Source organism: Georgenia sp. SYP-B2076, from assembly GCF_003991205.1.
Lineage (GTDB): Bacteria > Actinomycetota > Actinomycetes > Actinomycetales > Actinomycetaceae > Georgenia.
In genome coordinates this window covers 205,609-222,668 of sequence record NZ_RXOZ01000011.1, presented here as the reverse complement: position 1 = coordinate 222,668, position 17,060 = coordinate 205,609, and the positions used below count along the sequence as shown (strand labels likewise).

General features: G+C 70.8%; 18 protein-coding genes and 1 pseudogene. 11 read left to right on the top strand and 8 right to left on the bottom strand.

The genetic code is table 11. The features are described 5' to 3' along the window. Positions 1–96: 96 nt before the first annotated feature. The 6 genes from EJK16_RS05880 to EJK16_RS05855 form a co-directional block, all read right to left on the bottom strand. A complete protein-coding gene (locus EJK16_RS05880) occupies positions 97–1,533 on the bottom strand; it encodes an MFS transporter (protein WP_164737209.1) in 1,437 nt (478 codons plus the stop codon). A gap of 393 nt (positions 1,534–1,926) precedes the next feature. Further along, complete coding sequence (locus EJK16_RS05875) at positions 1,927–4,449, bottom strand: ABC transporter permease (protein ID WP_127127276.1); 2,523 nt, start codon at positions 4,447–4,449, stop codon at positions 1,927–1,929. A 5-nt stretch (positions 4,450–4,454) separates the two neighbouring features. After that, the gene (locus EJK16_RS05870; RefSeq protein ID WP_127127274.1) at positions 4,455–5,219 is read right to left on the bottom strand and encodes an ABC transporter ATP-binding protein; all 765 of its coding nucleotides are present in this window, start codon (positions 5,217–5,219) and stop codon (positions 4,455–4,457) included. Positions 5,220–5,371: 152 nt separating this feature from the next. Next, positions 5,372–5,602, bottom strand: coding sequence for a heavy-metal-associated domain-containing protein (locus EJK16_RS05865; RefSeq protein ID WP_127127272.1), 231 nt, complete (start codon positions 5,600–5,602; stop codon positions 5,372–5,374). A gap of 945 nt (positions 5,603–6,547) precedes the next feature. Continuing rightward, entirely contained in the window at positions 6,548–7,000 is a 453-nt protein-coding gene (locus EJK16_RS05860; protein ID WP_205739615.1) for a hypothetical protein, read from the bottom strand. Continuing rightward, complete coding sequence (locus EJK16_RS05855; protein ID WP_127127268.1) at positions 6,991–7,557, bottom strand: RNA polymerase sigma factor; 567 nt, start codon at positions 7,555–7,557, stop codon at positions 6,991–6,993. The genes EJK16_RS05860 and EJK16_RS05855 overlap by 10 nt, the downstream gene beginning before the upstream one ends. A gap of 199 nt (positions 7,558–7,756) precedes the next feature. Between EJK16_RS05855 and EJK16_RS05850 the strand changes: the two genes are divergently transcribed. From EJK16_RS05850 to EJK16_RS05825, 6 genes are read left to right on the top strand one after another with little or no spacing between them, the layout of a single operon-like run. Next, the gene (locus tag EJK16_RS05850) at positions 7,757–8,242 is read left to right on the top strand and encodes an Asp23/Gls24 family envelope stress response protein (protein WP_240645803.1); all 486 of its coding nucleotides are present in this window, start codon (positions 7,757–7,759) and stop codon (positions 8,240–8,242) included. Continuing rightward, complete coding sequence (locus tag EJK16_RS05845) at positions 8,239–8,631, top strand: hypothetical protein (RefSeq protein WP_205739614.1); 393 nt, start codon at positions 8,239–8,241, stop codon at positions 8,629–8,631. The genes EJK16_RS05850 and EJK16_RS05845 overlap by 4 nt, the downstream gene beginning before the upstream one ends. Before the next feature lie 2 nt (positions 8,632–8,633). Then, positions 8,634–8,813: a DUF2273 domain-containing protein gene (locus EJK16_RS05840; RefSeq protein ID WP_127127266.1), complete on the top strand. Its 180-nt coding sequence runs from the start codon at positions 8,634–8,636 to the stop codon at positions 8,811–8,813. After that, entirely contained in the window at positions 8,806–9,171 is a 366-nt protein-coding gene (locus tag EJK16_RS05835; RefSeq protein ID WP_164737208.1) for an Asp23/Gls24 family envelope stress response protein, read from the top strand. Before EJK16_RS05840 ends, EJK16_RS05835 begins: the two co-directional genes overlap by 8 nt. Then, on the top strand, positions 9,168–9,842 hold the full coding sequence (locus EJK16_RS05830) for a DUF6286 domain-containing protein (protein ID WP_127127262.1): 675 nt from the start codon (positions 9,168–9,170) through the stop codon (positions 9,840–9,842). The genes EJK16_RS05835 and EJK16_RS05830 overlap by 4 nt, the downstream gene beginning before the upstream one ends. Beyond that, positions 9,839–10,420 (top strand): hypothetical protein, encoded by a 582-nt coding sequence (locus EJK16_RS05825; RefSeq protein WP_127127260.1) that lies wholly within the window; start codon positions 9,839–9,841, stop codon positions 10,418–10,420. The genes EJK16_RS05830 and EJK16_RS05825 overlap by 4 nt, the downstream gene beginning before the upstream one ends. Before the next feature lie 373 nt (positions 10,421–10,793). Here the strand turns inward: EJK16_RS05825 and EJK16_RS05820 are convergent, their stop codons facing one another. Together EJK16_RS05820 and ctaD are read right to left on the bottom strand one after the other, a co-directional pair. Then, entirely contained in the window at positions 10,794–11,153 is a 360-nt protein-coding gene (locus EJK16_RS05820; RefSeq protein WP_240645802.1) for a DUF488 domain-containing protein, read from the bottom strand. Between the two features lie 70 nt (positions 11,154–11,223). Continuing rightward, positions 11,224–13,038, bottom strand: a complete 1,815-nt coding sequence (gene ctaD, locus EJK16_RS05815) for a cytochrome c oxidase subunit I (RefSeq protein WP_127127256.1) — start codon at positions 13,036–13,038, stop codon at positions 11,224–11,226. Positions 13,039–13,192: 154 nt separating this feature from the next. Here ctaD and EJK16_RS05810 point away from each other — a divergent pair, with 154 nt between their 5' ends. The 5 genes and pseudogenes from EJK16_RS05810 to EJK16_RS05790 all read left to right on the top strand — a co-directional run bounded on the left by EJK16_RS05810 (position 13,193) and on the right by EJK16_RS05790 (position 17,053). After that, complete coding sequence (locus tag EJK16_RS05810; protein ID WP_127127254.1) at positions 13,193–13,867, top strand: helix-turn-helix domain-containing protein; 675 nt, start codon at positions 13,193–13,195, stop codon at positions 13,865–13,867. Positions 13,868–14,314: 447 nt separating this feature from the next. Continuing rightward, complete coding sequence (locus EJK16_RS05805; RefSeq protein WP_127127252.1) at positions 14,315–14,788, top strand: hemerythrin domain-containing protein; 474 nt, start codon at positions 14,315–14,317, stop codon at positions 14,786–14,788. 142 nt (positions 14,789–14,930) lie between these two features. Beyond that, positions 14,931–15,227, top strand: a pseudogene (locus EJK16_RS20030) (DUF4193 domain-containing protein); the annotation flags it as partial. A 143-nt stretch (positions 15,228–15,370) separates the two neighbouring features. Next, complete coding sequence (gap, locus tag EJK16_RS05795) at positions 15,371–16,429, top strand: type I glyceraldehyde-3-phosphate dehydrogenase (protein WP_127127250.1); 1,059 nt, start codon at positions 15,371–15,373, stop codon at positions 16,427–16,429. A 96-nt stretch (positions 16,430–16,525) separates the two neighbouring features. Then, a complete protein-coding gene (locus EJK16_RS05790) occupies positions 16,526–17,053 on the top strand; it encodes an OsmC family peroxiredoxin (RefSeq protein WP_127127248.1) in 528 nt (175 codons plus the stop codon). Positions 17,054–17,060: the final 7 nt, after the last annotated feature.

Genomic DNA, 17,060 nt, shown 5'->3' with positions numbered 1-17,060 from the left:
CGATCGTCACAACCCGCGTCCCCCTCGGCGCCATAGTCCACCTCGCCAGAACCGTGGCGACATCGCACAGGCCGGCCGCCGTCATGCGTTGGGCACCTACCGCCGTCGCACCAGTGTCCAGGCGCCCATGGCAGCGGTGGCAACTGCCACGACTGCCGCCGCGACGAACGCCGCCGCGAACCCGTCGGTGGACACCACCTGGCCGGCGGCGTCGCCCGTGCGGCTCGCCGCCGTGGCGACGGCCGTAAACGCTGCCATCCCGAGTGCAGCACCGACCTGCGTGCTGGAGTTCGCCAACCCGGAAGCCAGTCCCGCATGGTGCGCAGGAAGCCCGGAGGCGATGACCATGGTTGTGGGCGTGAAGCTGAACGCTACGCCCACGGCCACGAGCAACAGGCCGGGCAGGACGTCGACGACGTACAGCGCCGGGGACGGGGTCCGGGCGATCCACAGGTGGCCCGTCGCGAGGACCACGAGGCCGAGCACCATGCTGCGCTCCGGTCCCACGCCCCGTAGCACCCGCGGAAGAAGGCTCACCGAGGCGGCGAACCCGGCGAGCGACGTGGGCACCATGGCCAGGCCGGCCACCTGTGGCGCCATGAGCAGCGCCTGCTGAAGATATAGGGCGATGAGGACGAACGTGGACGCGCGGGCGGCGCCGCCCAGCACCCCCAGGGTGACACCGGCAGAGACCCTTCGGGCCCTGAACAGGTCCAGTGGGACGAGAGGCTCGGCGACGCGGCGCTCCACCTGCGTGAACGCTACGAGGAGCGCCACGGCGACGGCCGCACCCGCGAGCACGGCGGGCGAGGTCCACCCGTGCTCCGGAACGGCCAGCGCGGCGTGGACGAGAGCGAGGACAGCCCCCGTGATCGTTGCTGCACCAAGCGCATCGAAGCGCCCGCGGGGGCCCGCCCCTGCACCCTCGAGCAGGAACCGGGCACCGACGATCAGGACGAGCGAGACCGGCACGGTGGCGAAGAACACCCACGACCAACCCAGCGTCCCGGTCAGCAACCCGCCGGCCAACACCCCGGTGGCGCCGCCGAGAGTGGAAGCGGCACCCCACGCGCTCATCGCCCGGGCGCGGGCCGGACCCGGGAACATCGCCAGCAGCAGCGACATGGCGGCGGGGCTGAGCGCGGCGGCTCCCGCGCCCTGAACGACGCGCGCCGCGACGAGCACGCCCTCGTTCGGAGCGGTGCCGGCCAGGAGAGTGCCTATCGTGAAGACGGCAGCCCCGGCGACGAACATGACGCGCCGGCCGACCACGTCGGCGGCCCGCCCGGCGAGCAGCAGCAGACTGCCGAAGGCCAGGACGTAGGCGTTGACGACCCAGGACAGGCCAGCCGGGCTCAGGCCAAGCTCGTCCTGAATGGACGGCAGGGCAACGTTGTCGATCGAGGTGTCGAGCATGACGACGAACTGCGCCGACACCAGGAGGCCGAGCGCTGTGCGCCGACGCAGCCGGTTGTGGCGTGTCTCAGCGCGCTCAACGTCCGCCTGTGCGCTGGCCGTGGCCGGACTGGTCACGGCCGCCGTGGTGCCCGGGCCGTGTCGACGACGTCCACGGCGATGAGCGTCGGGCCGGGTGGTCGCTTCCTCCGAGGACGGGATCCATACCGAAGTGTCGCCGCCCCGAGCGGGTGCGTTGGTCATGGGTGTTCTCCTGATGTGGGGTGCTCGATCGTGGAACGCACAGCGCCGCCGATGCCGGGGGCCTCGCAACGGTGAAATCGCCGGGCCGGTCACACCGGCGGTGGAGCGTGCGTTGCGGCCATCCCGGACAGCCCCGTGGGCTGCGCCTCCTGCGTAGGAGCGGTGCGGTCTCGAGGCTCGTACGGGGCCGCGGTGACCAACCGGCCGGCTGCGTTTCTTGTGTCGCGGCCGGGCGCCCCTGGCGGACGCCCGGCCGTCGGCGAGGCCCTACTGGGCGACCACCGCCTGCAGCACGTCAAGCCGCGCGGCCCGCCGCGCCGGAAGCATCCCGGCGAGCAGCCCGGCCACGGTGGCGAGGGCGACCACCAGTAGCAGCCGGTCCACCGGCCAGGCCACCGGCACCGGTTCGGTGCCGGACAGCGCCCGGACCGTCGCGGCCCCGAGGCCCGCGCCGAGCCCGACGCCGACCACTACGGCCAGGGCCGCCACGAGCGCGGCCTCCGAGCGGACCATCCAGCGCACCTGCCTGCGCGTCATGCCGATCGCGCGCAGCAGCCCGATCTCACGGGTCCGCTCGACGATCGACAGGGCCAGGGTGTTGGTGATGCCGAGCAGGGCGATCGCGACGGCGAGCAGCAGCAGGACCGTGACCATCCCGAGGATCTGGTCGACCGCGCCGGCCCGCGCCGCCACGGCGGCGGCCATGTCGCGTACGTCGGCCGTCGGGAACTCGGCAAGGGCGTCGACCACGGCCTTCTCGCCGGCCTCGGCGTCCACGCCATCCTTCAGCTTGACCAGCAAGGAGGCGTCGACGTCCTCCGTGAAGTACTCGGCGTAGGTGTCCATCGAGATGAGGTACCCGGTGGCCAGGGCCTGGGCGTCGCCGTCGTCGACGAGCCCGACGATCTCGAGGTCCTGGTCGCCGGTGCGGGCGAAGGTCATTGTGAGGGTGTCGCCGACCCCAAGCCCGTGCTCGGCGGCCTTCTCCGCACCGATCACGACGCCACCGCCGGCGAGTGCGCTCAGCGAGCCGGCGACCATGTCCACGTTCGCGACTTCGCCGAGGGTGGCCGGGTCGATCGCGGTCAGTGCGCTGGTGGCGCCGGCGTCCTTCCAGTGGCCGTACCGCATCCGGGAGACGACGGCGACCTCGGGCACGTCCTCGACGGCGTGGTGGACGTCGTGGGACAGCCCGCCCAGCATCTCGGCACGGGCGCTCTCGACGACCAGGTCGGCGGCGATGACCTCTTTGTAGGTGCCCGCCGTGGTGGCCTTCACCGACTGGCCGAGGATCGTCATGAAGGTGATGAGCGTCAGCCCGATCGCCAGTGCTGTCATGGTGGCGGCGGTGCGGCGCGGGGCGCGGGCGGCGGACTCCCGGGCCAGCCGGCCGGTCATGCCGGCGGCGTCGAGCGGGCGGCCGACCAGCCGCACCAGCCGCGGCGCCAGCACCGGCCCAAGGAGCGTCAGCGCCACGAGCGCGGCCACGGCACCGGTGGCCACGACCATGACGTCCGCCCCGACAACCGTCGACCCGACGGCAGCGGCGGCGACCACCGCCGCGCCCCATCCGAGCACGGTGCGCCGGCGTGACGGCGGCACGGCGCCGCTCTCGCGCATTGCCTCGACCGGGGCGACCCGGGCGGCCTTGCGGGCCGGCCCGACCGCGGACAACACGGTGACGATCACGCCGATGCTGAGGGAGACCAGCAGCGTCCGCGGCGCCACCACCAGGCCTCCGTCGGGCAGGGCCACCCCGAAGGAGCGGGCCACGCTCCGCAGCCCGTACCCGGCGAGAATCCCGAGCCCGGTGCCGAGCACAGCGCCGACGGCGCCGACGACAAGTGCCTCCCCGAGTACCGAGCGGCGCAGCTGCCGGGCGGTGGCGCCCGCGGCGCGCAGCACGGCGAGCTCGCGGGAGCGCTGGGAGATGACGATGGCGAAGGTGTTGGCGATGAGGAAGCCGCCGACCAGCAGCGCGGCCCCGGCCATCGCCAGGAGCATCACCCGGATCATCGACAGCTTGGACGCCGCGGCCGCGGCGCCGGAGGCCACGGTGTCCTGGGAGGTGGCGATGTCGTACTCGGCGCCGAGCTCCTCCCCCACGGCGCTCTGCAGGGCGGTGGGCGTGACGCCGTCGGCCGCGACGGCCTGGACCTGGGTGACCTGGTCGCCGAGCTCGAGGAGCCGCTGGGCGGTGGGCAGGGAGACGAGCGCCATGGTGGTGTCGGCCAGCCCGTCCTCGGTGCCGAACCCGGCCAGGCCGACCACGGACAGGGTCTCGGTGGTGCCCGCCTTGACGGTGACCTCGTCGCCGACGGCTATGCCGTAGGTCTCGGCGGTGGCGACGTCGAGGACGACCTCGCCGTCCGCCGGCGAGCTGCCCTCGCGGATCTCGAAGGCGCCGTACGGTGCCGGCGACCAGGAGGACAGCAGGGACGACCCGGCCGGGACGAGCGGCTCGCCGTCGACCTCGAGCAGGCCCTGCCCGGCGGCGGAGCCGGCGGCGTCGGCCACCCCGTCGACGGCGCGGACGCGCTCGATGAGGTCGGTCGGCAGCGGGTCGCGCTCGACCTCGACGCCCATGGCGGAGTCGAAGGCGGCGGCGTCACGGATGGTCAGGTCCACGCCCGCGGATGCGGTGCGGAACTGGTCCTCGAAGAGCTTCTGAGAGGTGTCGGTCAGCACGAGACTGCCGGTGACGAACGTGACGCCGAGGACGACGGCGATGAGCGTGAGCGCGAAACGGGAGCGGTGGGTGCGGATGTGCGCGAGGGTCAGGTGCCACATGTCGGTCAGACCTCCCGGGTGGTGAGGCGGGCCATCGTGGTGAGGATGGCGGCCGTGGTGGGCTCGGTCAGCTCGTCGACGATGCGGCCGTCGGCGAGGAAGACGACGCGGTCGGCGTAGGCGGCGGCGCCGGGGTCGTGGGTGACCATGACGATGGTCTGGCCGAGGTCGCGGGCGGCGTAGCGCAGGAAGCCGAGCACCGCCTCGCCGGCCTTGGAGTCGAGGTTGCCGGTGGGCTCGTCGGCGAAGACGATATCCGGCCTGGCGATCAGGGCGCGGGCGACGGCGACGCGCTGCTGCTGGCCGCCGGAGAGCTCGGTGGGCCGGTGGGTCAGCCGGTTGGCGAGGCCGACGACGTCGACCAGCTCGGCCATCCAGGCCGGGTCCGGCTTGCGGCCGGCGAGGGTGAGGGGCAGGGCGATGTTCTCCGCGGCGGTCAGCGACGGGACGAGGTTGAAGGCCTGGAAGACGAAGCCGATCCGCTCGCGGCGCAGCACGGTGCGCTGCTCCTCGCTGAGGGTGGTGAGGTCGGTGCCGCCGAGGAGGACCTGGCCGGAGTCGATGGTGTCCAGGCCGGCGAGGGCGTGCATGAGGGTGGACTTGCCGGAGCCGGAGGGGCCCATGATGGCGGTGAATCGGCCGGTGGGGATGGTGACGTCGGCGCCGTCGAGGGCGCGGACCTCGGACTCGCCGCGGCCGTAGGTCTTGACGACGGCGCGGGTCTCGGCGGCCACGGCTGTCCGGGTGGTGGGGGCGGTCAGGGTGCTCATCTCGGGTCCTGTCTCAGCGGTAGGTGGTGGTGCTTCGGGGTGTGCGGGTGGCCCGGCGGCGGCCCGGGCGGCGGCGGCCTCGCGGTTGAGATCGGCGGCGCGGCAGCGGTGCAGGTCGAGCCAGCTGTCCATCTCGGTTCCTCGGTTGGTTTTCAGTGGGGATGGTGGCCTGTGGTGTCGATGGCGTCGGCGATGTCGGCGCGGTCCACGGGCTCCGCGGCGGTGACGGTGACGACGCCGGAGGTGAGGTCGACGGCGATGGCGGCGATGCCCGGCAGCGCCCGGATGACGCCGACGAGGGCGTCGGCGCAATGGCCGCACGTCATGCCGGTCACCTCGAAGGTGGTGGTGCCGACGAACGCGCGGGGCGTATGGCGCATCATCTTCGGTCGCTCTCTTCGCGGTTGATCTGGTACGCCAACGAGGTTCCTCCGCAGGTCACCTGGATCGCGCCGGTGAAATCACCGGGGTCATCACCGGGAAGTCGGCCTGTGCGGCCCGGGATCAACGTCAGTCGTCGGAACTATCCCGGCCCCCCTGCTCGGGCCTCGGCCGCCGCGGGTAGTCTTCGAGCGTTGCGTCCCGACATGCCACGACAAGAGAGAGGCACCATCGGAGCATGGTGACCAGCACGTGCCTCGGCGCCGACGCACACCGTGTCGATCGAGCCGTCCATGCCGATACGGACGCCGTGGTCGCGGTTCAGGCGGCCGCCTCCTCCGACTACCCGTCGACGTCCCGGATTACGCCACCGACCGACCGCACAGCGCGACTGCACGCCCGCCGTCGCGCTTCGCTCGGACAAAGAGGTGCCTGTGCACGTCTGGGCCGCGGTGGAAGCCAAGCAAGCCACGATGATGGACGCACGGAACGACGCTGCCCGCGAGGGAGCGGTCAGGAGGCGCTCGACCCGTTCTCCCGGCAGATCCGGTCCAAGAGGACCTCGACCACCGGGAGGTTGAACGCGCGGTGAAGACCTTCCTGTTGCCCGTCAGGATCTGGGCTCCGGCACCCCGTAGGCGCTTATCGCGGTCGCCAGCCCTTCACACACCGCGCGAAAGACTTCCCGGGGCATCAGGCGCGCGCTGACGCGCACGCGACTTTCGCCTTTGGATGGCGCTGTTCTGCCGACGGTCAATGGCGGCCGCCGGGTCAGGGGACGCTTGGCGTCCCTGTCCGGTGCTGCAACGCCACACAACCAGCGGTCAGCGGTGGGAGGTGCCGGGTTGAGGCCGACCACACCTCGGAGCCTGGGCGACTAGCGCCTTGGACATGGTGGGGCGCTTGGCGTGGAGGCGCTCTGCGCGGCGGCCGCACGCGCGGCGAGGTTAGAGGAGCAGTTGGTTACTCGTCACGTCGGTGACGCCGATGTGGATAGGAACGTTTTGCAGCTCTTCGGGGGGGAGGCCGAGCGCCTGTGCGAACAGCTCGGCGGCGCGGTTTCGGATCGCCTCGGCAAGCGGGACAAGTTGGGCGCGGTAGAGGGCGACGATCTCGATCGTGACGGCCTCGAGGTTGTGGTTGGCGTCCGTGGTGCAGGTGATGCGGGTGGCGCCCGCCCGGGGGATCGCGTCGAGCGCCTCACGCAGGTGGGCGACCAGCACGTCGCCCGCGACGAAGAACTCGCCCGCCTTGTGGATGCCTCGCACGGGTGCGGAGGGGCGGAACATGGCCAGCGCGCGGGTGAAGAGGTCGGCCCGGATGGCGATCCAGCCCTCGTCGGTGTGCTGGCGCAGCGTCGAGGCCGCCCGGTCCAGGGAGTCCTTTGTGGTCATCGCCATCCTTCTAACCTTGTTTCTAGGCTTTGGCGCGCCCGGTGGAGCTGGCCGCGCACGGCGTCGACGGTGGTATGTCGGATCTCAGCGACCTCGGCATAGCTGAGGCCTTCGATCTCGACCAGGAGCCAGGTCGAGCGCTGGGAGAGCGGAAGTTCTCGCAGCGCCCGGTCGAGTGCGGACAGCAGGTCGGTGGCCAGGGCGTGCTGCTCAGGGTCGGAACGCCCCGGTGCCGCGATCTGCAGCTCCTCCACGGGCAGGGTAGACGGTGGACGGCGGCGCAGGAAGGTCCGCACCTGGTTGATGGCCAGGGCGAAGAGCCAGGTCCGCAGCTCGGCGTCGCCGCGGAAGGCGGGCAGGCCGCGCCAGGCGGCCACCAGGACCTCCTGCAGACAGTCCTGGGTATCGCTGTGGTGCTGCAGCATGCGGTAGCTGTACCGATACAGCGCCGGACCGTGCCGATCGACGATGACGCCGAAGGCCGCGTGGTCGCGCAGCGCCGCCCGGCGCGCCAGCACGGCATCGGGCAGGTCGGCCAAGGAGGGGGCAAGCGGTCTGGTCACTGGCCTCCCCCGCTGGGTCGCACCTCGCGGCCACGAGCCGCCCCTTCACGACTGCGATGAGCTACTCCGGGTCAGTGTGATGCAGATCACATTCCATGGACCGTGAGGATCGCCAGACAACAGCGTCTCACTAGGTGTCACGACGCTGACACCCAGGCTGTGTGTCGGCAAGTCGTAGCGACGAGCGAGAGGAACTCCCGTGAGCGAGCAGTCAGCGGTCCCAACCGGCGGTGCCATGACCAGCCGTCCCACTGGCGCCACGAACGTCGGCACCGCCACCGTCGTTTCCGCCCTGAGCAGCAGCAAGGGAACCACGACGATCAACGATGTGGTGGTCAGCAAGATCGCCGGCATCGCCACCCATGAAGTCGACGGCGTGCATGCGATGGGCTCGGGCACGGCCCGCGCGATGGGCTCGCTGCGCGAGCGCATCCCCGGCAGCACCACGAACCAGTCCCGGGGTGTCACGGTGGAGGTCGGGGAGACCCAGGCCGCGATCGACCTCAGCATCGTCGCCGAGTACGGGGTGGCGATCGCCGACCTGGCGGAGGGCATCCGCCGCAACGTGATCGCCTCGGTCGAGCGGATGACCGGCCTGGAGGTCACCGAGGTGAACATCAACGTGACCGACGTGCACCTGCCCGAGGACGACGTTGAGCCCGAGCGGGAGCAACGGGTCCAATGACCACCGACCCCGAGCCCGCGGCGACCGCAGTATCGACGGGGCACGAGCTCGCGGACGCGGTGGCCGCGGCGGTCCTCGCCGTCCCGGGGGTGGCCCGCCTGCACGCGGGCGCCTTCGGCGAGGTGGCGACCTACCTACCCGGTCGCCGCGTGCCCGGGGTGCGCATAGGCCCCGGCGGCGTCGAGGTCCACGTGGTGGTGGACCAGGCGGTGCTGGACTGGCAGGTGCCCCTTCCCGAGGTGGCCGAGCACGTGCACCGCGCGGTAGCCGCGCTGGTGCCGACCGGGGTGCACGTCTACATCGACGACCTGGCCACCGAGCCGTCGCCCATGACTTCTCCGCCCGAGCGTCCCGGCCGGGCCGGGGCGATCCGCATCCACCTGGAGTGAGGATGTCCGCTTCCCAGACCGGTCTGCTCGCGGGCCTGCTGCTCGCCCTCGCCGCCATCGTCGGCGGGTTCAACGGCTTCCTGCTCGCACTCGTCCTCGGCGCGCTCGGCTGGCTGGTCGGCGCCGTGGCCTCCGGCCAGCTCGACCTGGCCGGGCTGCTCGCTGGCCGCGGCCGTGGCTAGCCCCTACACCCACGCACGCGGGACGGTCGAGGTCGCAGACCGCGCGGTCGAACGGGTCGCCCGTGCCGCGGTCCTGACCGTCGACGGCGTCGCACCCGCCGGCAGCACCGCCGGCGCGCTCGGCACCGCACTTGGCCGCACCTACCCCCGGGTGGACTGCGAGATCGCCGGTGACCACGTGCGCGCCTCGGTCGAGATCGCCATCCGCTGGCCGGCCCCGGCCCGGCAGGTGGCGGAGAAGGTCCAGGACGCCGTCACCACCCAGCTGCACCACCTCGCCGGGCTGCACGTCGACTCCGTGCGCGTGGTCGTCGCTCAGGTCGTGCGCGTGGCGGACGAGCCCCGGAGGGTGCGATGACCACCTCCTTCCCGCAGCCCGTTTCGGCACCAGGCGCCCGCACACCCCACCCGGACGGCACCGGCGACGGTCGCGCTGGCCTCCCCGCCGTTTCCGGCGAGCTCGACCAGAACGACTGGGCGCCGATGCCGCCGGCGAGCCTGCCCACGCGCAGCGGCGCCATCGGCGTCGTCGGCCCGGTCCTGGCCACCCTGCTCCTCGCCGCCGGCGTCGCGCTGGTGCTCGACGCCCTGATCACGGGCGGCATCCTCGCCGGCACCGGGCTGGTCGCGACGGGCCTCGTCGCGCTCGACGGGCTGCGACCCGGTCCATGGTTCCTCGTCGGCGGCATCGTCGCGGCCCTGCTGGGCCTGTGGCTGATCGCCGTCGCCCTCGGCCGCCGGGTCCGCTCCCGGGTGACCGTCAGCTCCCGCACCGGGATCTACCTCGGCGTCGGTGACGTCGCACGCCTGGCCAGCGCGGCCGCCGAGGAGGTCGGCGGCGTCATCTCCGCCTCCACCATCGCGACCCGCCGCAGGGTCACGACCACCATCCGCTCCATCGGCGACGCCGGCATCGCCGACGCCGTCCGCCAGGCCGTGGCCGCCCGGCTCACCATGCTCGACCCCGCCCCACGCGTCACCGTCGCCGTGCGCGGCAAGGGACGCGCCACCGACGGGCGGGAGCCATGAGCCGTGCCGTGCTCGCCCTCGACCGCATCCTCGCCTTCGTGCTCGGTCTGCTGCTCCTGGCCGCGGGCACGGCCGCCGTCGCCTGGTGGGCCGGGCAGCTCGGCCGCGTGTGGCCCACCGCGCCAGACACTCTCACGCTGGGCACCGCGTCCTCCGCCGTCGGGGCGCCGTGGTGGCCCTGGGCCGCGGGAGCGGCCGGGGTGGTGGCGATGCTCCTGGCGCTGTGGTGGCTGGTCGCTCACGTCCCCCGGCGCAACGTCGGCACCCTCGCCCTGCCCAGCAACCACGGTCGCGGGAGCCTCCGGATCGACCCGGGCGCGGCCGCCACCGCCGCCGCCCAGGTCCTGGCGGAGACCCCCGGCGTACGGTCCACCCGAGGCACCGTGCACCACGATCGCGGCGAGCTCGTCGCCGTCCTCAGCGCGACCATGGAACCCACCGCCGACCTCACCACCATCGTCGACCACGCAGAACGCGTCAGCGCCGAGATGAACCACGTCCTCGGGATCGACGCCGCCCGCTGCCGAGTCCAGCTCTCCGTCGCCCGCCGCGGCCGGCGCCTACCCCGGGCCGGGTAGCCCACCGAGCAGCTCCAGCCAGGCCGCCGACTCCGCCGGGAAGCAAACGCGCCCAAGTCATCGACTGACTGGGGAGGGTCTTGTCTTCCTCAGGCCATCCTTCGGGCAAGTCACGCCCTTGCATCGCCCGCCCCAGCGATGGTGAGGACTTCATGCAGTGCCTGACCCGCAAAACAACAAGATGAGGAGGGGTGGTCCCGCCACTCCCCCGCGGGTGCCGGTCCGCAGATTCGCGGGCCACGAGCCGGACAACCTCATGGACGCCTGCAGCGAGCTCGCTGCGCCGAGCGGCCAGTTCCGGAGTAGTGCGGTGGTACACCGTCTCCTCCATAGGTTCTTTCCCTTCCGTTCACGGTCGTGGCCAGGCGGGAAGTCAGCCCTGGAGCAGGGTGGCGAGCACCTTGGCCTCGCTGATGTCGGCGTGCTTCGTGGCGGTGATGAGCGTCAGTGGCCCATGCTCGGCCAGGTCACGGAGGTGCTGGAGGGCCGCGGCGCGCTCGGTCTCCTCGAGCTCGGCGCGGTACCGGCGCTCGAACTCCTCGAAGCGCGCCGGGTCGTGGTCGTACCACTTACGCAGCGCCGTCGACGGCGCGATCGTCTTGCACCATTCGTCCAGGCCGGCCTTGTCCTTGCGCAGTCCCCGGGGCCAGATGCGGTCGACCAGCACGCGGATGCCATCTTCTTTTGTCGGCTCCTCATACGCACGACCGACCTTCACCTCATGCTTGGGCACCGTGACGGACCTTTCTCCTCGTGCCCCTGGGCGGCGGACACCCGGGCCTAATAACCATCGGTACGCGCCGCTAACTGCCATCAAGGCCACTTGCGGTATTCCGCGGCTCGGCGCGTGGCTTGTCCGGTTCTTGGCGCGCGATGCGCTGGTCAAGCACCTGTTTGCGGCCTTCGGTTTCTGGGCTGGCGTAGACGGACTCGAGGTGGCCACGGCCCGCTCCGGGCCGGTCCATGGCCGCGACCTCGGGGTGGTGCAGGTCGAACGCGGGACGCTCGGAGCGGATGTGCGGCAGTGAGGTGAAATTGTGCCGCGGGACCGGACAGGCGGTGGCCCACTCCAGGGAGTTACCGAACCCCCACGGGTCGTCCACGAACACGGTGCGCGGGCCGCGCTGGGTCTTGTAGACGTTGTACAGGAACGGCAGCGTGGACAGGGCCAGGATCGCGGCACCGACCGTGGAAATCTGGTGGTAGAGCTGGAAGCCGTCCTCGGGCAGGTAGTCCGCGTAGCGGCGCGGCATGCCCTGCGCGCCGAGCCAGTGCTGGACCAGGAAGGTCGTCTGGAAGCCGATGAACAGCAGCCAGAAGTTGATCTTGCCCAGGCGCTCGTCAAGCATCCGCCCCGTCCACTTGGGCCACCAGAAGTAGAACCCGGAGTACATCGCGAAGACCACGGTGCCGAAGACGACGTAGTGGAAGTGGGCGACGATGAAGTAGGTGTCGTGGACCTGGAAGTCCATGGGCGGGCTGGCGATGATCACCCCAGTCAGGCCGCCAAAGAGAAAGGTCGCCAGGAAGCCGAGCGAGAACAGCATCGGCGTCTGGAAGGTGAGCTTGCCCCGCCAGAGTGTGCCGATCCAGTTGAAAAACTTGATCCCGGTGGGCACCGCGATGAGCATGCTCATCAGCGAGAAGAAGTTCAGCATCACCCCGCCGGTGGTGAACATGTGGTGCGCCCACACGGTCATCGACAGCGCCGCGATCGCGATCGTGGCGAACACCAGGCCCTTGTAGCCGAAGACCGGTTTGCGGGAGAAGACCGGCAGGACCTCCGTGACGATCCCGAAGAACGGCAGCGCGATGATGTAGACCTCGGGGTGGCCGAAGAACCAGAACAGGTGCTGCCACAGCAACGCCCCGCCGGCGTCCGGGTTGAAGATCTGGCCCCCGAAGATCCGGTCGATCGCCAGGCCGAACAGGGCCGCGGCCAGCACCGGGAAGGCCATGAGCACCAGGATCGACGTGATCAGCGCGTTCCAGGTGAAGATCGGCATCCGGAACATGGTCATGCCCGGCGCCCGCATGGTGATGACCGTCGCGACGAAGTTCACCGCGCCGAAGATCGTGGCGAAGCCCGTCATCGCCAGGCCGAGGACCCAAAGGTCGCCGCCCAGACCCGGGGAGAACACGGCGTTGGACAACGGGTTGTAGGCCGTCCAGCCGAAGCTCGCCGCGCCCTTGGGGGTGAGGAAGCCGCCGACGACGATGAGTCCGCCGAAGAGATAGAGCCAGTACGAGAGCATGTTCAGCCGTGGGAAGGCTACGTCCGGGGCGCCGATCTGCAGCGGCACCATGATGTTGGCGATCCCGGTGAACAGCGGCGTCGCGAACAGCAGCATCATGATCGTGCCGTGCATGGTGAACAGCTGGTTGTACTGCTCGTGCGACTGCACCAGCTGCAACCCCGGTGCCCACAGCTCGGTCCGGATGAGCAGGGCCAGCACGCCCCCGAACATGAAAAAGACGAACGAGGTGACCAGGTACATGTAGCCGATCACCTTGTGGTCGGTGGAGGTGACCCACGAGACCACCGTCCTGCCCAGGCTCTGCTCGCGCGGGGAGAGACCCGGTACGACGTGGGTGCGAATCTCAGCGGTGGTAGCCATCATCGGCCCCCTCGGGGGTGGTAGCCGCGGCGCACGAAGCGCCAGGTCTTGACCGGCGAGGTCTTGGCGGAGGGAGGACGCCGCCACGGCGCCGGCCTGGGGTGCAGAAGATGCCGGCAGGGCGCGGGCGTGCGATGGATGAGACGATGGTTGAGTGCGAGCTACGGGGGAGGTGGACGGGGACCCGACAGGTGCGGTCTCCAGTCGTGTCCGCGTCCTGCATGCGTTGCGTGACTCGTCGGAGCCTCTCGGCGCGCACGAGCTGGCAACCCATCTTGGTCTGCACCCCAACACGGTCCGATTCCACCTCGGCCGGCTCGAGCAGGACGGCCTGATCCAGCGCCAGGTCGGGCACCAGAGCGTTCCCGGTCGCCCCCCGCTGCGCTTCAGCGCAGTTCCACAGCCCAACGCGCTGGGCACCCGGCGTGATTTCCGGGGACTGGCAGAGGTGCTGGCCGGTGTCCTCGCCGATCGCGTGCCCGCATCGCCCGAGCTGACCGAGCAGGCCGGGAAGGCCTGGGCGCAGCGCCTGATGGAAACCTGGGACGGTCCGGCCCCTGACGCCACAGAGGCGATCAACATGCTGGTGGATGCACTGGCCAGCATCGGCTTCGACCCCCAGATCACCTCGGACCGCTACCAGATCTCGCTGCTGCAGCGGCACTGCCCATTCCTGGAGGTCGCCCGGGAGCACCGCGACGTCGTCTGCTCGGTCCAGCTCGGACTGATCCGCGGGGTGCTCGAACGCCTCGGCGCCCCCGTAGAAGTCACCCGTCTGGTGCCCTTCGCCATCCCCCAGGGATGCTTGGTGCAGTTCACTGCGAAGTGACGCCGGCCCGTCGGGGGACCCGCTCGGTGTCATCCCCGACGACGCCGAGCTGGAGCGAACCACCCTCTCACCCCGGCCGCTCGCTCCTTCCGGGCAGGGACTGACCGCCGAAACGCGCACCGCTCGCCTCAGGCCGTCGCTCATCTCCATGTCATTCCCGTGTGGACGTGGCGATGGCCCCCCGAGGGCCGGGACGGCATGAGTGGAACGCCACCTGTCGCGTCCACCGGCGCCGCTGCCGCCCGCTCGCCCGGGCCGAGGTACCGGGTGCGATCACGGTCGTCGCTGCGGGCCACCGGCCGCCCGTCCGCGCAGGCCCAATTCTGGACGTCAATGCCCGGGATACCGAGCCCGTAGGTCACGTCTGCCTCCAACCGTCGGCCCTTGCATCTTCCGTCTTTCCGCGAGTTAATACAAGGACGACTTGTAAAAAAGGGAGACGGTCCCATGAGCACCCATGACAAGCCCGTTTCGACACCCCGAACGGCCGAGGGACGCCACGCCGAGCTGTGGTCGCAGCTGACCCAGCGCGGCTCGGCCCTCATCGAGGCGGTTGCGCGTCGCACGGACACCCAGCCCAGTCGGCGCAAGCTGTTGGACCACCTCGACAACGAGGTCATCCCACACCTGCGCGCCGAGGAGGAAGTCCTTCACAACCTCGCCCGCCGCGCCGGGGAACACACCCTGGTCGCCGCGATGGAGATCGACCACCGCGCCCTGCTGCGCCAGGTCGAGCACATCGAAAGGGCCGCTACCCCATTTGATGCCGCCCTGGCGGCCCGGGCGGTGCTGCTGCTCTTCGCGCTGCGGATGGAGAAGGAGGAGAAGGTGCTCCTGCCTGCCCTGGCCCGGGCCGGCGTGGACACGGCCGAGCTGCTCAAGGGCCACCACGAGATGGTCGGCACACCGCTGAGCACCTAGATACACCCGGGGGGACGGCGCAGTGAACGTGAAGTCCAAGGACGAGACCAAGCCGGCGCGCAGGAGCGGCGGTCAGGGCAAACCGGCGCCCCACAGTGACTTACCGCCTCGAAGACGACGCCCCGCGAAGGAAGCTAGCGCGGCAACCGACTACGACGCGCCCCGCAAGAGCGAGGACGACGCCAATGTGGACTCCCTCGAAGAGCTTCAGGAGCGAGGCCAGGTCGGGAGCTGGGCCACCGTCGACGAAGAGGACGTCGTCGCCGCAGATGAGTTCGAGCTGCCCGGGGCGGACCTGTCGGGCGAGGAGCTCACGGTCGTGGTCGTGCCCAAGCAGGCCGATGAGTTCATCTGCACGCACTGCTTCCTAGTCCACCACCGCAGCCGGCTGGCCAGTGACGCCGCAGGGCGGCCGGTGTGCACGGAATGTGCCGCGTGACCGGCCCCGGCGCGATGGATCCGTGCGCCCAAGGCGTGTTCTCGGGCCGGTTCGAGGCCATGGCCGGAGCAGCAGGCATCGCAACAGGACGAAACCAACACAGGGGGTTCTAGCGCCGAAGAGGCGCACCCCGGGAGGGCATCATGACGATCCGCGTCGGCATCAACGGCTTCGGCCGCATCGGTCGCAACTTCACCCGGGCTGTGCTGGCCGCGGGCGCTGACATCCAGATCGTGGGCGTCAACGACCTCACCGACATCAGGACCCTCGCGCACCTGCTCAAGTACGACTCGGTCCTGGGCAGGCTCGAGGAGGAGGTCAGCTCCTCCGAGGATTCGATCACCGTCGGGCCCCTGACCTTCAAAGCGTTCGCGGAGGAGGACCCGGCGGCGCTGCCCTGGGGCGAGCTGGGCGTACACATCGTCATCGAGTCCACCGGCCGCTTCACCGACGCGACCAAGGCCCGGGCCCACCTCGACGCCGGCGCCAAGAAGGTCATCATCTCCGCCCCGGGCAAGAACGAGGACGCCACCTTCGTCATGGGTGTCAACCACACCGACTACGACCCGGTGAAGCACCACATCATCTCCAACGTCTCGTGCACCACCAACTGCCTCGCCCCGCTCGCCATGGTGCTCGACGACGAGTTCGGCATCGTGCACGGCCTCATGACCACCATCCACGCCTACACCGCCGACCAGAATCTCCAGGACGGCCCCCACAAGGACCTGCGCCGCGCCCGCGCCGCGGCCATCAACATCGTGCCCACCACCACCGGCGCCGCCAAGGCCGTCTCCCGCGTCCTGCCGAAGCTCACGGGCAAGCTCGACGGCTACGCCCTGCGGGTCCCGGTTCCCACCGGCTCCGCCACCGACCTGACCTTCACCGCGGCGCGGCCGGTGAGCGTCGAGGCCGTCAACGCGGCGATGAAGAAGGCCGCCGACAGCCCCCGTTGGCAGGGCCTCCTGTCCTACACGGAGGACCCCATCGTCTCCTCCGACATCGCCGGCGACCCGCACATCTCGATCTTCGACGCGGGCCTGACCAAGGTGATCGGCGACCTGGTCAAGGTCGTCGCCTGGTACGACAACGAGTGGGGCTACGCCCACAGCCTCGTGAAGCTCACCGCCTACGTCGGCCAGCGTCTCTCGCCTGAGCAGCCCCAGCCATCACCGGTGCCACTGACATCGGCGCGCGGCTGACCGAGCCCACGCGCGTCCTCGCCCACACGGGCACGCAGCGCCGGCAAGAGCCGTCAGCTCGCGTCCGCAGGCCGGGCCCACGGAAGGAGGAACACCATGGGCACCCCAATCATCAGCAGGGGGAGCACCACCCGGAACGGTGACTTGCAGTCCGGATCTGGCGCCACCACGCTCGCCAGCTCTGGTCTGGGGAGGTTCAACGTCGACTGGCAGGCCCGTACCGCGAGCCACGATGGGTGGAGGACGTCACCCGAGGAGCTTCTCGCCGCCGCGCACTCGGCCTGCTTCGCGATGCAGCTCTCCCACGAGCTCACCCAGAACGGCACTCGCCCGACGCAGCTCGACGCCACCGCGGAGGTCACCTTCGTCCCCGGTACGGGGATCAACGGGATCCACCTCGACGTCACCGCCCGGGTCCTGGGCATCTTGACGGACGACTTCCGGCGCATCGCCGAGTCAGCAGCGGTCCACTGCCCGCTGACCCAGGCCCTGGCCGGCACCGAGATCACCCTGACCACCACCCTGGCCCAGGCGTACCCCGTCCACGGACCCGGCAGTGGCGCGGCCACGACGGCGGGAGACCCCGCGCGTCGTGGAAGAGATGCCCACCCGTTGAAGATCTAATCCAGGG